A 14,576-nucleotide genomic window follows, 5' to 3' on the forward strand; every position below is an offset into this window, starting at 1 on the left:
TGATGGCAAGGAAAGAGCTGCAGGTATAGGGGCAGTGAGCCCAGATGACGCCCCACAGGGGGGGAAGATCCAAAATGGCCGGAAAAACACTCTGAATATTCGGCCATATATCGTCGAGAGTTTGAATTACCTCAGAACCTTGGGGTTATTCAGACTCTCCTTAGCAGTAGAAGCAGTACTACAACCTAATACTTACAGAGAACAGGGATTATCATGAGTGCCTCCATAGCCGGGAATGATAGCGACATCATTCCACTATTGGACGACCGAGTCCTCGAGCAACAAAAAGTAAGGGACAAGGCTGCTCCATCTCAAACCACAGGATCAGCAACTTCTTTGGAAGGAACCGATATGATGAAATCAGTGAACAATCCAGAGCAAACACAAGCGAAAAACCCATTTCTTCCTTATGAGAACCTGGCCAAGCTGGCACACGAGCGAGCCGAGTTTCAGAAGCAGTTCAAAACGTTCTTCGAGAACCAGCAGAATCTGCGTCCTGCCAGCTCCGCGCTGAAAGACACTCAGGACCTGGACCGCATCGTCCATCTGGCAACCCAGAAAGTTCTGGCCGAATATATGCCTCAGATCGAACAACGGATTCGTGCAGAGGTCATTCGTCAGTTGGGATACCGGTCACCTAATCTGGGCAGCTCCGACATGGTCGACTGACCGGAACATAATCTCCCCTCCTTCCAGACCCCACATTATGCGCACCATGGTTCTATCAAGCACATGGTGCGCTGTGTATAATGCTGGTCCTTTGTTTTTCATTGCTACCGCCTGCCTTCAGGTGGGATAGTAATGGTGCCCGACCGGCTCAGACAGCCGCGGGAAAACCAGGTATCATCATTTACCTGCACTTATATGAATGACCGGGACTCCGATGAGTGTTTACCCAAACCCTCAGGAATCCTGAATACCGAAATAACTTTCAGCCAGATACATAGTCAGCATGATGGAAAAAACCTACCAACCAGGTCAGATAGAAAGTCAGTGGTATAACTACTGGGAGCAGCAAGGCTTCTTTAAGCCCAACCAGGCCAACACCAATGAGCAGAGTAACTCCTTCTGCATCATGATCCCTCCTCCCAATGTCACCGGCAGCCTGCACATGGGGCACGGGTTCAATAATGCCATTATGGATGCCCTGACGCGTTATCACCGCATGAAGGGTGACAACACCCTCTGGCAACCCGGCACAGATCACGCGGGAATCGCAACACAAATGGTCGTCGAACGGCAGCTTGCCCAGGAAGGCATCTCCCGCCATGATCTTGGTCGAGACAAGTTCCTGGAAAAAGTCTGGGAATGGAAGGAACAATCCGGCGGCACCATTACCCGCCAGATCAGGCGCCTGGGTTCTTCCGTAGACTGGTCCAGAGAACGTTTCACCATGGATGAAGGTCTTTCCAACGCTGTTAAGGAAGCCTTCGTCAGACTACACGAAGATGGTCTTATTTACCGAGGGAAGCGCCTGGTTAACTGGGATCCAAAGCTCCACACAGCAATTTCCGATCTCGAGGTAGAGAACGTCGACGAGAAAGGCAACCTGTGGCACTTTCGCTATCCACTCGCTGACGGAGCATCTACCGCTGATGGTGCAAACTATCTGGTTGTCGCCACGACCCGTCCCGAAACCATGCTCGGTGATACCGCTGTAGCTGTACACCCGGAAGACGAGCGTTATCAGAATCTGATCGGCAAGTTTGTCATCCTGCCGGTTGTTAATCGCCGTATTCCCGTTGTAGCTGATGACTATGTTGACCGGGAGTTCGGTACAGGTTGCGTGAAGATCACACCCGCCCATGACTTTAATGACTACGAAGTCGGCAAGCGTCATCAACTGCCACTGGTTAATATATTCGACCGTGATGCTGCCGTTCTGGCACAGGCACAGGTTTTCAATATTGACGGCACAGTAAATAACGACCTGGACACGACTCTACCGGAGAAGTTTGCCGGCCTGGATCGATTCGAAGCCCGTAAACTGATCATTGAGGACTTTGACTCTCAGGGAATGCTGGAAAAAGTGGACCCTCATGCGCTGAAAGTTCCCCGCGGCGACCGCTCCGGCGTAATTATTGAACCCTGGTTAACAGATCAGTGGTATGTAAAAGCCAGTGCAATGGCAAAACCCTGCATCGATGTGGTTGAAGAGGGACATATTCAGTTTGTTCCCAAGCAGTACGAGAACATGTACTTCGCCTGGATGCGAGACCTGCAGGACTGGTGCATCAGCCGCCAGCTGTGGTGGGGCCACCGTATCCCCGCATGGTATGACGAACAGGGCAACTTCTACGTCGGACGTGATGAAGCAGAGGTCCGCGCAAAACATGACCTGGGAGACATTACCCTGCGTCAGGATGACGATGTACTGGACACCTGGTTCAGTTCGGCCTTGTGGACGTTTTCAACGCTGGGCTGGCCGGAGGAGACCCCCGAGCTTAAGACCTTCCATCCAACCAACGTTCTGGTAACAGGCTTTGACATCATTTTCTTTTGGGTTGCCCGAATGATCATGATGACTACCCACTTCATAAAAAATGAAGACGGCACTCCGCAAGTACCATTCAAGTACGTGTACGTTCACGGCTTGGTCCGGGACAGTGAAGGCCAGAAAATGTCCAAGTCCAAAGGAAATGTGCTCGACCCTCTGGACATTGTTGACGGTATCGAACTGGAGCATCTTGTTCAAAAACGGACCACCGGTCTGATGCAGCCCAAGATGGCAGAACAAATCAAGAAAAAGACCTATGCAGAGTTTCCCGAAGGGATCGCCAGCTATGGCACCGATGCATTGCGTTTTACCATGTGTTCGCTGGCTTCTACCGGACGGGACATCAAGTTCGATATGGGACGTGTCGAAGGTTTCCGGAACTTCTGTAACAAGATCTGGAACGCTGCCCGCTATGTATTGATGAATACCGAGGGTCAGGATGTCGGCCTGGAAAACACAGATGTCGAGCTGAGCCTGGCGGATCGCTGGATTATTTCACGCCTCCAGCATGCCGAGGCAGAAGTGGCACGTCATATGGATCAGTTCCGGTTTGACCTGGCCTCACAGGCAATCTACGAGTTCATCTGGAACGAATACTGTGATTGGTATCTGGAGTTGTCCAAACCAGTACTGTGGGATGACAACGCATCAGATGAACTCAAGCGCGGCACTCGCAGAACACTTGTCAGAGTGTTGGAGACAGCCTTACGACTGGCCCATCCGATCATGCCGTTCATTACCGAGGAAATCTGGCAGAAAGTGAAAGGTCTCGCTGGCAAATCCGGCGACACCATCATGCTGCAGCCCTACCCGGTTCCGGAAGAGTCGAAAGCTGACGAGGAAGCGGTACAGTCAATTGAATGGCTCAAGTCAGTCATGCTGGCTGTCAGGAACATTCGTGGTGAGATGGATATTGCACCCGGCAAGCCTCTACCGATACTGCTGGCGCATGGTAGCGATAAAGACCGCCAGGAACTGGCTAAACAGGAGACAGTCCTGGTAAAACTCGCCAGACTGGAATCTGTCCGCTTCCTGCAGGATGGTGAAGAACCTCCCGCGTCTGCGACGCAGCTTGCCGGTCAACTTGAGGTTCTGGTACCAATGGCAGGGCTCATCGACAAAGCAGCCGAATTGGCACGACTGCAGAAGGAAATTGATAAGCTCACCAAAGAACAGCAACGACTGAATGGCAAACTGTCCAATGAGAAGTTTGTTGCCAAAGCACCTGCAGAAGTGGTCGAAAAAGAGAAAAGCAAGCTGAAAGAAGCAGCAGATGCCTTGTCCAAACTGCAGGAACAGATTGCCAGAATAGAAGCACTCTAATCGACCTATGACGCCGTCGATCCACATACTGGGCGCCGGTTCTATCGGCGGGCTGTTCGCAGCCCGCCTGAGTCAGCATTGTTCGATAACATTGATTTCCCGACATTCCACAGGCAATCTGAATATCCGTCTGACGGGCAATCCTGAAGATCAGCTTGTCGTATCACTCCCTTGTGAACCTCCAGACTCCCAACAGCCTCTTGAGCGTCTTCTGATTACAACCAAAAGCAATGACACACTGACAGCCCTTCAAAGTATTTCTCACCGACTGACCACCTCTTCACAGGTTTACCTGTTCCAAAATGGTTTGGGGAGCCACTTTGATATTCTTGATTACCTGAAGTCTTCACGTGTTCCGAATATTGCTCTCTATGCGGCTTCCACCACAGAAGGAGCCAATCGTCCGACAAATGGGGAAATCATACATGCCGGCCGTGGCCAGACCTGGTTCGGAGCCCTGAATGCTATCGCCAAGAATTCTGGCTGCGGCAGCATCTGCGATCTTTTTAATCAGGCGGGGTTCCGCTCCAACATCAGTGAAGATATCTGGGCAATACTGTGGAAAAAGCTGGCCATCAACTGCGGCATCAATCCTTATACCGCCATCTGCCAATGTCGAAATGGAGATATCCTGCAACAACCGCTGTTTCTGGACACCATTGACGAACTGAGCCGGGAACTGGAATTGATACTACAGGTGGCCGGTTACCCTGAAGATCATGAAACGATCAAGGCCCGCATCATAAGTGTTGCAACAGCCACCGCTGCCAATGTGTCGTCAATGCTTCAGGATATTTACCGGGGAAAATCCACTGAAATCCTGGCCATTAATGGCTTCGTCGCCAAGTTTGCCGCTGAGCATGGCCTGAACGCAAAGATTAACGAGCAACTGACACAGAGGGTATTATCCCTGCCAGCATCTTCTAAACTCATAGACTCATCAGGAAACACACATGGGGAATAGACTTTCAAAAATTGTGACTCGCACAGGTGACGGAGGTATTACTGGACTGGGAGACGGTCAACGCGTAGCAAAGGACTCCATTCGAATTGAAGCGATTGGCGCTGTGGACGAAACAAACAGTAGCCTGGGCATCGTGATTTCGGAACTGGAATCTGAAGATGATCTCAAACCCATATTCCAGGCAATTCAGAATGATCTTTTCGATCTGGGTGGAGAAATTGCCATGCCCGGTTACCAGCTCATCATACCAAATCATATTGAGAGACTGGAAAACTGGATTGTTGAGTACAATGAACAACTACCGCCATTGAAGAATTTCATACTGCCCGGAGGTAACAAAGCCGCCTCTCACTGCCACATGACACGCAGCCTGTGCAGAAGAGCAGAAAGAATTGCAGTGACTCTGAGCAATACAGAAACGGTCAGCCCGGAACTTCAGAAATACCTTAACCGGCTCTCAGACTTTATGTTCGTTGCAGCGCGAACACTGGCACGGCGCAACAATAATGAAGAAATCCTGTGGACCAAAACTGAATTCTAAAACCTGACTCTGAATTCCAGCCCCAATGGCATGCACTAAAGAAAAGACCACCAACCGGTGGTCTTTTTTAAATCGTCATATGATCGCGGCAATTATTTTGTCACGCCCTCTAGATCTTAAAGGAAGAAAGCAGCTCGTGCAGAGTATCCGTCAGCTTGGACAATGACCGGCTGCTTTCAAGTGTCTGACTCGCATTGTCCATACTTTCCCGCCCAAGATTCGAGATGTGACTGACGTTCTCGTCGATATTCTTGGCAACTGCCGTCTGCTCCTCTGCTGCCTGTGCAATCTGATGACTCATGTCCACTATGGTCGCAATCGAGGCAACAATATGATCCAAGGCCTCTGCCACATTCTGTGATTGTGCTACTGTAGACTGTGTCACTTCCTGACTGCTCTGCATGGAACCTACAGCTTCTTTGACACCGGCCTGCAACTGGGAAATCATCGTTTCGATTTCTTCCGTGGACTTCTGTGTCCGCTGAGACAACGTACGAACCTCATCTGCCACTACAGCAAAACCTCGTCCCTGCTCACCGGCCCGGGCGGCCTCTATGGCAGCATTCAGCGCCAGCAAGTTAGTCTGTTCCGCAATGGCCCGAATTTCTACCAGTACCTGAGAAATATTCTGTGAATCCTGCGAGACCCGGTTAATTGAATCTACAGAAGACGAAATCTCATCCGAAAGCCGATTAATGGTCTGCATGGTGTCGTCGACCACCACCTTGCCTTTCTGAGCCTCCTCATCGGCCTGGTGAGCCGCCGTAGAGCAGCCTGCGAGCTGGAGGCCACTTCCGCCACTGTATCCACCATCTGGTGCATGGCATCAGATATCTGCGTGGTTTCTTCTGTCTGCCGGCTGGAAGCATCACTGCTGGCAATGGCCACATCATTCACCCGCTTGGCCTGGTTATCCACCTCACCGGCAGTATCCACCAGTTGTGTCATCAATTGGTGAACCTTCTGAGTCATCTGGTTAAATTCGCGAGTCAGCTCACCCATTTCATCCTTGTTGGAAGAATCCAGGTTGACCGTCAGGTCTCCCGCAGATACCTGCCGGGCGCCTTGGGCAAAACGCTCAATCGTCGATTTAACCGATACAAAGAAACCCATAGAAATATACACAATAATCAGCAGCAACACTGCCTGAACAGCGAAAATACCAAACAGAGTAGTCTGACGTTCATCCAGACGAGCTCCCAGAAACTGTTCCGTCAGATCGTAAATATTCGTATTAAGCTCGTAGAGGCCTGCTATTTTTGTAGAGATCGATTTATCAAAGTCAGACCATTGTTGCTCCAGCACCATCGGTGTAATGATTTCGGTATCCAACTGATCTCTGGCTGCCAGCACCAATCCCTTGGCGGCTTCAGCCGAACCTGCCAGACCACTGCGCACCTCAGCACTTGAACTCAAGGTTACTTCCAGTTGGCTGGTAAATCCGGCATTCACCGCCGTGAGTTCATCAAACAGCTTGTTCAGGTAATCACTGACATCAAACCCGACTCGTCCCTCAACCAATGAGAAGATACCACTGGCACGGACTTCACCAATCTTTCCGGTCGCTTTAATCAGGTATTCATTGGACAACCCCATAAGAAACTGGATCGTCCTGGAAGGATCCTGAGCAACACCGGATACCTGTTGGACAGTAGCCAGAAAGTTCTCTGCCTTGGTCACAAAACCGCTGTAATAGGCAATCTGTGGGGCCATTGAAAACTCGTTATTATCTTCGGACACCAACTTACGCCAGGAACGCTGAAGATCTTCCAGTTGAGCAACAAGATCACCATTCTCGTCAAACCTGTAGTCTTCACCTTTAAGGGTTTCCAATTGAGCGCCGATGACTTTTCGCAACTGAAGCGACTTCTCCTCCAGGCCTGGGTTCTGGCGCAGTTTGGCTGTCGCCCGATAGTCCCGATATTGCTGGGAGAGGTTTAACAACTGGGCAGCATCACGGCTGACTTTGATGCCATACACTTCATTTTCAATACGTTGAATATCTGAATACAACTGGCTGACCAGCATATATCCCATGAATGCAATGGGAAGAAGGAAGAGAATACTGATTAGTAGAAACTTATAGACCAGTTTTAACTGGTTCATTAATTGGATAGCAGGCCATAAAATCTGCTTCACGATTTTACCTCGACATCTTCGTTGAGCTTCCGATGCTAGAAATTATTATTTTCCTTATCTGTTTTCGACTCTGCTCAAGTTATCGACTGCTTCGGGGTCCGTTACTCCCAACAATAAATGCAGCATAGCCCTAGCCCGGTACATCTCCGGCTTATGGGAATATCTCCCGTTAAGATATAATTCCCATTAAACGACATTCCTCTGGAAACCTTATGACAGACATCCAGAAAAGCATTCATCCTCCATAAAAAGAATCCATCTTCACTTTTTGGTCGCACAAACCCCACTCTTCAACTTTAAATGCCTGATTTTGTGGGGCTTCAATTGCAAGTGTAGACTACGGGAATAGGCAGCAAGTCAGCATAAAGCAATTCAAAGCTGAAATTCCGCTGTTTTTTGTAAGCTAATGTATATTTTATAATCAGCCATGCTGAAATCTATGGATATAAATCAAATGAACCTGCATTTAACAGAAGAGCTATCATGACCTCTGAAGTCACCCAGGCCTTGTCCACATTACTGGAGAGTTTTGTCACCAACAACCAAACACTAACCGGCCATCCTCCTTGTTCAGATCTTGAAAATGATCTGGAAGGCTGGGCTACTGGCCCTGCTGTTACATCGTTAGACGGTAAGAATTCAAAACTCTACTGGCACCCCACTCCTCAAAATAACAACCATATTCTGGATGGTTTAGAACAGGGACTTGAAGCGAGTATTCATCCTGACCTCAAAGCTTACTTTGGGAGTTTCTGGAGCGATGGTATTGACTGCCGGAGCCCAGCCGGTGAAATCCACCTGCTCCAGATCTGGAATGAAGCAGACCTGGATATTTTGAGGCAGAACCTGCTCGGGCATGCGTTTATGAAAATGAAGAAACACCAGCCATTGACACTATTCTTCGGGGTCGGCCAGGGAGAGGAAGTGCTGGTGATTGATAACGCTACCGGTGAAGTTTTCGCGGAGATACCGGGTCGACGCCCCCATCGCAGACTTGCGGAAAGTCTCGCCACTTTTATCAGGGAGTGTACTCCTGTCTGATTCGGTTTCGTCCTGGTACGCAAACTCAATGTAAACCACAAGGAAACTATGCGTATCAGCGCGAATCAGGACATCCATCCGACAATTGTGAGTAGTGCAATCACTGAAAACCAGACCATCACGGAGCGGTTCAGAAGATCTCTCAATGCAATTAACTGCCTGCTGTCCCTGAGTGCATTAGCCTCACCGGCAGTCGGAACAGCAGGCAGACTTTCAATGGCACCGGCCGCCGCCTGCTGCAAAACCTTCAACGCACTGACAGCCGGGTCAATCATCGAATTCAGACTACTTTTAATCGTATCAGCAAAGTTGCCGACCAGCGCAAAACTCAACGCCAACAACCGTGCCGGGAGCCATTCCAACACTTTATACACAATTCCCACCTGCCGGGGAGTATAGGCTGTTGCCTCGCACCCGGCCACATGCGCCAGTCGAGCCACCAGCGCCCCGACCGGTCCTGCAATCATGTACCAGAATATCACCATGAAGTATCTCTGAAAGGTCATATACATATACTGGGAAGTCGCCTGATAATGAATCTCCGCAGGCGTCAGTTTCTCCGCATCTTCAATAAAGATATCCGCACTCTCCAGCGTCCGGAATGCAGACTGATACTTTTCCGCCTCCCACTGTGTCCGGTACAGCTCTACTGCTTGTTTCAGATAACCGCATCCCAGACACAGGAACAGCATAATAATGTGAACAAACAGTGTTGCCATTCCGAACAACACGCCATCAATCATTGTCAGGACTAATAGCAACGCCAGCGCTGGCAGCACAATGGCTATCACTACATAAAGGGTCGCGTTATGACGAATCACAGGGAATTTCGCTTCAAAGAACATCAGAAACTGCCGGGTCCACTGGTCATGCTGCCGACTCAATGTCAGATTAAACTTACGTTGCAGTACAAAGGTCAGCAGTAATACGAGAAACTTCATGGGCGGTCAGCTCTAGTTATTCTTTAACATGGATTTAAGTGTAGGCCATTCAAAACAGTTTCCAGGATCTGTTTTCCTGCCAGGAGCAATATCACTATGACCAACGATTCTGGATTCGCTGATCGCAGGAAAATGTTGCTTAAGGCAACGGATCAGCCCGGCCAGCTGTTGATACTGCGCCTCTTCATAGGCCGTATCGTCTGTTCCCTCAAGCTCAATACCTATAGAAAAATCGTTGCAATTTTCTTCCCCCTCCCAGCAGGATTTTCCAGCATGCCAGGCTCGATCATTCACTGAAACGAACTGAACCAATTCACCATTACGGCGAATCAGAAAGTGTGCAGAAACTTCCATTCCGGCAATGTCCCGAAAATAAGGATGGGCATTCCGGTCAAGGTTGTTCTGAAAGAATTGTTCGATATGGGGGCCACCAAACTGCCCAGGCGGAAGACTGATATTATGCACCACGATCATATCAATCCCACGGCCTTCAGGTCGCCGGTTATAATTGGGAGACTCCACCCTTCTAACACTGCGAAACCAACCATCAGATAAAATCTCAGTTTCAGTTGGTGTTGTCTGCTTCATATTGCTTCTATCTATTCCGAATTCAGTCCCACAGTCAAAAAATAACAAGCATTATCTGCCGATGTTAAGGTGCTTCTGATAATTGTCGGTAGAGTCAACTTTTGACGCAGAAATGATAACTAAAGAGGTTTAACAGAGACCCCTACAACCTTAACAGGTAATTCATCAGACTGCGGTATTGAAAGATAGGTGAATTTGATAGCAGATAAAAGCTTGCCGTCAGTTAAATCATAAAAAACGGGAGCTTAAGCTCCCGTTTTTTCTACTTCCCCGGACTTCAGAAATAGCAAATCCGTATCAGGCTTCCTGTTTCTTGGGCTTATTGGAGCGCAGGGTACCTATCACTGATTCCAGTGCGCGATCAAACAGTAAGCCGTCATCCAGCATTGCCATAGTCTGAGTCTTCAGTGCCATTGCCAATCCAAGACGACTTTTCTCCATCACTTTTACACCCATACGGTTCACAAAGATGTACTTTTCAGTGGTCTGGATGATTGCAGCCAGCTTGCAACGGTATTTCTTTTCTTCACCCTCGTTGACTTCAACCCAGGATCCAATTCTGAGCCGGTCAACAAGTTGCAACGTTTTCTCATCAGCAGTTTCTTCAACTTCCGCATCCGACTCTTCTTCCACCAGAACAATCTTCGCTGAAGCCGTCACGACTTCTTCTGTACCAGGGTTCTGCCTGGTTACAGGGGTACTCTGTGATGCTTCTACTTCTGAGGGCTCTATCAATGATTGGTCCGAGGCTGCGGATATAACGCTGGCAGCATCTTCAATACCATCTTCCTGCTCGATCTCATCTATATTCTGAGCCACTTCCTCCAGGTCACCCAAATCAAGCGCCCCAAGAACAGCAGACTCAAAATCCTCATGATCTGATTCCGAATCAGCGTGGCATTCCTCTTCAAACGCCACTTCTGTAGCAAGACGTTTCTGGGCAATATCGACAATATCCGCTTCAAGTTTCTGCAAACACTTGTCCAGATCAAACGGTTTAAAGGCCGTCTGAGAAAGACCTTCCTTCAGTTTCGCGAGCACACTTTCTACTGCGTCCATATCAAGAGGTTCAGCTTCACCATTCAGATTGGTCGGATTGATGAGAGAATCGACTGTCGCCAGTGAATCATTCCACTGTTCGTGCTCAGTGCCGTATTTCAGATGCAACAGCACCATGTAGCTGCTCCAGCCTTCGCGCAGAATCTCCAATACCAGATCAGGCACTGAAACACCCTCCAGACACTGATTCAGTACTTCCTGCACTTCTTTTTTGGCAGCCTCAGATTTCGCCTTACCAACTTCTGAGTCACGGGTTCTCTGCTCAACTAACTGGCGACGTTTTTTCTCGCTTTCCTGAAATTTATGAAAATCATCTAGAATTTCGTCGAATATGGTCAGATCACTCTCAAATTCATTGAGAAGCCTGAGGACCACTTCTTCCAGCTTATTCAGGAACGGGTCGTTGCCACCGGAAGACTTTTCGGTCCAGCCGATGGCTGCCGTTGCCAACTCGTTCAGCAGCTTCCGGGCCGGATGGCCACCTTGATTAAAGAAAGTCTTGTCCAGCAAGGCAACCTTGACAATTGGAATCTGCAGGCGGGCAATCAGCGCTTTCACGGAAGACTGCAGTTGCTGGTCACTTAGAATGTACTCAAACAACATGTTAACCAGGTTCATGACATCCTGGTGGCTATCGCCGACTCGCGCTCTGGCTTGCCCCTGATCATTCCTGACCATTCTTTCAAGCAACCGGGTGTAATCAACCAGGCCGTTGGAAACCGTTGGAAGCCTTGAGTTATGCTGCTGAGCCGTGGAAAGCAGGCTCAGCAGGGTTCCCTGCTGCAGCAATGGCAATTGGGCTGCACCGCTTAGCGACGGGCGACGTTGAGTCTGACTGATCAGTTCCAGTGGATCGACTGTCACCCCGTCACTCATAGGAACGCCGTCATATGAATCCACAAGATGCCCACCCATTTCATTGGGCACATACATGTCCTGATCCATCGGTCTTTGATCATGACGTCTGCCAACGGGGCCATGATAACGCGGTGCAGGAACTGGACGCACAACCGACATATCCGGTATAACGCCTTGCTCCATAAGGTATTTGTTGGAAGCTTCAAGCATTGACTTCAGATGGGCCAGTACATGCTTCTCGAACAATTTAAAAAAGACCAGCTTAGCCTTGATATCCATCTCAAGATCTGTGCACGCGGACGCAAAATTCCGGGTGATGCAGGCCGGGCCTAGCGGGTTATTCTGATCATCCACATCAACTGTAGCCATCAAAGCATCTATTCGCAGGCTCAAATGCTCCAGCTCTTTCCCGGATTCCGACTGAAACCGGTTGATCATGTGGTCAACTGCAACCTGTTCTTCAAGAGCATCGTCCTGCACCAGAGACAGGTTCTCCATATCCACTGGTGCTTTTTTGTTCTTGCTTTTATCCTTGCTGTCGCGGAACTGAAAGTCACGTATAAATCCCTGCACAAGCAGGGCTGTGATACGATTCTTTTTGAGCCGAAGCTCTCTCATCGCATCAAAATAGTTGGATTGCTGAGCATTGCTGGTTGCCTGATCGGCCAGATCAAAATAGGTATCGTCCATCTGGTCAAACAGACGCACCATCAATTTACGCAGATGTTCACCGCAGCGATCACGGAGCTTTTCCAAGGGGCCAGGTAACTTCACCCCTTTTCCGGCTCCCTGATCAGCGCGGTGGCTGTCAAGCTGTACAACTTTTGTACCCTGCGACATTTTTGAACTCCAGTATGCCCGATCAAGCATCCCTATATATAAGTTTAGCTGACAAAATTTGTCAGGTTGCGACAATATTTCGACTTAGGATGGAGTATATACCGTCATAATGTCGACGTTTGTTGCAAAATGTAGCTGCGCGATCTAATTCACATTCTTTTTTTAATTCACCCGTCCAACTTCCCAGGGAATGAGGGTTTCGTGAGGTTTTGACGCGTTAAACATGATTAATCAACACATCTCGCGAAGGATTTCTGCCTTACAGACAATCAGGTACAATGGCCGCCGTTGTATTTTTGGAGCCAGTGATGAATCCGGAAAGCCCAAGCCCCAGTCAAACCGGCAAATGGATGATGGCAGCAGCCTGGATCGTAGGACTGTTACTACTCACTCAATTGTTTGGAATGTGGGAAGACCACCAGCGCAATCCTAACCAGACGCTGGAAATTGTGAGCGGAGAAGATGGCCGGGAAGAACTGGTATTACAGCGGAATCGATTTGGCCATTACCTGTTTACAGGAAAGATCAATGGCCAGGAAGTGGAATTCCTGGTAGACACAGGAGCGACAGTAGTTGCTGTTCCCGCCTCCATGGCCAGCTCACTGAATCTGCCTGAGCTCGGCTCCACCCGGGTACAGACCGCCAACGGCTCGAGCAGAGCAACGCGAACAGTGATCGATCAGTTGCAATTAGGCCCATTTACCCTGCGCGAAGTCCACGCCACCATACTCCCCGGCATGGATGACCAGGAAGTGTTACTGGGTATGAGTGCTTTGCGATATTTATCGTTTACTCAGCAAGGCAATCAATTAATACTTCGCTCCGAGTAACTTTGCCCTGTTGGAAGAACTCAGCAATCAGTATTTGAATACACCTTATCTAATCCCTGAAATCTGGAAAGACTGCCAATATGAACCTTCTTGATGATTTAATCCCTCTGGCAATAAAAGAAGACGCAACCAAAGCACTGCGGGAAGATGTTGGTGATGGTGACATTACAGCAATGCTTATCGCAGCAGATACCACCGCCACAGCTCACGTCATTACCAGAGAACCAGCCGTACTCTGTGGCCAGTCCTGGGTAGAAGAGGTTTTTCATCAGGTGGACAGTAGCACTTCTATTGAATGGTCCGCCAAAGACGGCGATCAAGTGGCAGCAAATAGTCGACTATTTACTGTGAAGGGTAATGCAAGAGCCTTGCTGACAGCCGAAAGACCAGCCCTGAACTTTCTGCAAACCATGTCTGGTACTGCTACAGCGGCTCGTCATTATGTCGACAAGATATCCCACACCAAGACCCGTATTCTGGACACCAGAAAAACCCTCCCTGGTCTGCGGGTTGCTCAAAAGTACGCAACTCGTTGTGGAGGGTGCCAAAATCATCGTATCGGTCTCTGGGATGCTTTTCTGATTAAAGAAAATCACATCATGGCGTGCGGCAGCATTCAAAAAGCTGTAACTGAAGCCAAAAAAATTGCCCCCGGCAAACCTGTTGAAGTTGAAGTGGAAACACTTCAACAGCTTGAAGAGGCGATATCAGCCGGCGCAGATATCATTATGCTTGATAACTTTGATCTGGAGTCCATGAGCAAGGCCGTTGCATTAACTGCCAACAGAGCAAAACTGGAAGCCTCCGGCGGGATAAGTGACGAAACCCTGGTTGCTATCGCCGAAACCGGCGTTGACTTTATTTCCATAGGAGCTCTGACAAAACACTGCCATGCAATTGATCTGTCCATGCGCATGGAAGAGCACCAACCCTGAGGCCAACAGAATGCTCCGGA

The 14,576-nt window shown here is 49.1% G+C and carries 13 protein-coding genes; 8 read left to right on the plus strand and 5 right to left on the minus strand.

The window, feature by feature from the left end; all coding sequences use genetic code 11:
* The 5 genes from F566_RS37375 to F566_RS0117035 all read left to right on the plus strand — a co-directional run.
* Positions 1-217: hypothetical protein (locus tag F566_RS37375; RefSeq protein ID WP_033416454.1), on the plus strand; the 217-nt coding region annotated here is incomplete at its 5' end.
* Positions 214-669, plus strand: a complete 456-nt coding sequence (locus F566_RS0117020; protein ID WP_020408222.1) for a hypothetical protein — start codon at positions 214-216, stop codon at positions 667-669. The genes F566_RS37375 and F566_RS0117020, both read left to right, overlap by 4 nt.
* Positions 670-955: 286 nt before the next feature.
* Complete coding sequence (locus F566_RS0117025) at positions 956-3,820, plus strand: valine--tRNA ligase (RefSeq protein ID WP_026180078.1); 2,865 nt, start codon at positions 956-958, stop codon at positions 3,818-3,820.
* A 7-nt stretch (positions 3,821-3,827) separates the two neighbouring features.
* Positions 3,828-4,784, plus strand: coding sequence for a 2-dehydropantoate 2-reductase (locus F566_RS33215; RefSeq protein ID WP_020408224.1), 957 nt, complete (start codon positions 3,828-3,830; stop codon positions 4,782-4,784).
* Entirely contained in the window at positions 4,774-5,325 is a 552-nt protein-coding gene (locus F566_RS0117035; protein ID WP_020408225.1) for a cob(I)yrinic acid a,c-diamide adenosyltransferase, read from the plus strand. The genes F566_RS33215 and F566_RS0117035 overlap by 11 nt, the downstream gene beginning before the upstream one ends.
* Before the next feature lie 109 nt (positions 5,326-5,434).
* Here F566_RS0117035 and F566_RS35555 read toward each other — a convergent pair whose 3' ends face one another.
* Positions 5,435-6,031, minus strand: coding sequence for a methyl-accepting chemotaxis protein (locus tag F566_RS35555; protein WP_051085360.1), 597 nt, complete (start codon positions 6,029-6,031; stop codon positions 5,435-5,437).
* On the minus strand, positions 5,986-7,464 hold the full coding sequence (locus F566_RS34925) for a methyl-accepting chemotaxis protein (RefSeq protein WP_051085362.1): 1,479 nt from the start codon (positions 7,462-7,464) through the stop codon (positions 5,986-5,988). Before F566_RS34925 ends, F566_RS35555 begins: the two co-directional genes overlap by 46 nt.
* A 483-nt stretch (positions 7,465-7,947) precedes the next feature.
* On the opposite strand from F566_RS34925, the gene F566_RS35560 reads away from it, so the two are divergent.
* Positions 7,948-8,505 carry a SecY-interacting protein Syd gene (locus F566_RS35560; protein WP_020408226.1) on the plus strand — a complete coding sequence of 186 codons (558 nt, stop codon included), beginning with the start codon at positions 7,948-7,950 and terminating at the stop codon, positions 8,503-8,505.
* Positions 8,506-8,570: 65 nt separating this feature from the next.
* Here F566_RS35560 and ampE read toward each other — a convergent pair whose 3' ends face one another.
* From ampE to F566_RS33230, 3 genes are all read right to left on the minus strand, one after another.
* Positions 8,571-9,446 (minus strand): regulatory signaling modulator protein AmpE, encoded by an 876-nt coding sequence (gene ampE / locus F566_RS0117050; protein ID WP_020408227.1) that lies wholly within the window; start codon positions 9,444-9,446, stop codon positions 8,571-8,573.
* 12 nt (positions 9,447-9,458) lie between these two features.
* A complete protein-coding gene (gene ampD, locus F566_RS0117055; protein ID WP_020408228.1) occupies positions 9,459-10,034 on the minus strand; it encodes a 1,6-anhydro-N-acetylmuramyl-L-alanine amidase AmpD in 576 nt (191 codons plus the stop codon).
* Between the two features lie 297 nt (positions 10,035-10,331).
* Positions 10,332-12,791 (minus strand): DUF1631 domain-containing protein, encoded by a 2,460-nt coding sequence (locus F566_RS33230; RefSeq protein ID WP_020408229.1) that lies wholly within the window; start codon positions 12,789-12,791, stop codon positions 10,332-10,334.
* Between the two features lie 308 nt (positions 12,792-13,099).
* On the opposite strand from F566_RS33230, the gene F566_RS0117065 reads away from it, so the two are divergent.
* Both F566_RS0117065 and nadC read left to right on the plus strand, forming a co-directional pair.
* Positions 13,100-13,621, plus strand: a complete 522-nt coding sequence (locus F566_RS0117065; protein ID WP_026180080.1) for a retropepsin-like aspartic protease family protein — start codon at positions 13,100-13,102, stop codon at positions 13,619-13,621.
* Between the two features lie 80 nt (positions 13,622-13,701).
* On the plus strand, positions 13,702-14,556 hold the full coding sequence (nadC, locus tag F566_RS0117070) for a carboxylating nicotinate-nucleotide diphosphorylase (protein WP_020408231.1): 855 nt from the start codon (positions 13,702-13,704) through the stop codon (positions 14,554-14,556).
* The last annotated feature ends 20 nt before the right edge of the window (positions 14,557-14,576 follow it).

This window comes from Hahella ganghwensis DSM 17046 (genome assembly GCF_000376785.1).
Taxonomy (GTDB): Bacteria; Pseudomonadota; Gammaproteobacteria; order Pseudomonadales; family Oleiphilaceae; genus Hahella; species Hahella ganghwensis.

Bases quoted from the DNA above. Each gene is read 5' to 3' on its own strand.
- F566_RS0117020 (WP_020408222.1), top strand. From the start codon at position 214: ATGAGTGCCTCCATAGCCGGGAATGATAGCGACATCATTCCACTATTG.
- F566_RS0117025 (WP_026180078.1), top strand. From the start codon at position 956: ATGGAAAAAACCTACCAACCAGGTCAGATAGAAAGTCAGTGGTATAAC.
- F566_RS33215 (WP_020408224.1), top strand. From the start codon at position 3,828: ATGACGCCGTCGATCCACATACTGGGCGCCGGTTCTATCGGCGGGCTG.
- F566_RS0117035 (WP_020408225.1), top strand. From the start codon at position 4,774: ATGGGGAATAGACTTTCAAAAATTGTGACTCGCACAGGTGACGGAGGT.
- F566_RS35555 (WP_051085360.1), bottom strand. From the start codon at position 6,031: ATGCAGACCATTAATCGGCTTTCGGATGAGATTTCGTCTTCTGTAGAT.
- F566_RS35560 (WP_020408226.1), top strand. From the start codon at position 7,948: ATGACCTCTGAAGTCACCCAGGCCTTGTCCACATTACTGGAGAGTTTT.
- ampE (WP_020408227.1), bottom strand. From the start codon at position 9,446: ATGAAGTTTCTCGTATTACTGCTGACCTTTGTACTGCAACGTAAGTTT.
- ampD (WP_020408228.1), bottom strand. From the start codon at position 10,034: ATGAAGCAGACAACACCAACTGAAACTGAGATTTTATCTGATGGTTGG.
- F566_RS33230 (WP_020408229.1), bottom strand. From the start codon at position 12,791: ATGTCGCAGGGTACAAAAGTTGTACAGCTTGACAGCCACCGCGCTGAT.
- F566_RS0117065 (WP_026180080.1), top strand. From the start codon at position 13,100: ATGAATCCGGAAAGCCCAAGCCCCAGTCAAACCGGCAAATGGATGATG.
- nadC (WP_020408231.1), top strand. From the start codon at position 13,702: ATGAACCTTCTTGATGATTTAATCCCTCTGGCAATAAAAGAAGACGCA.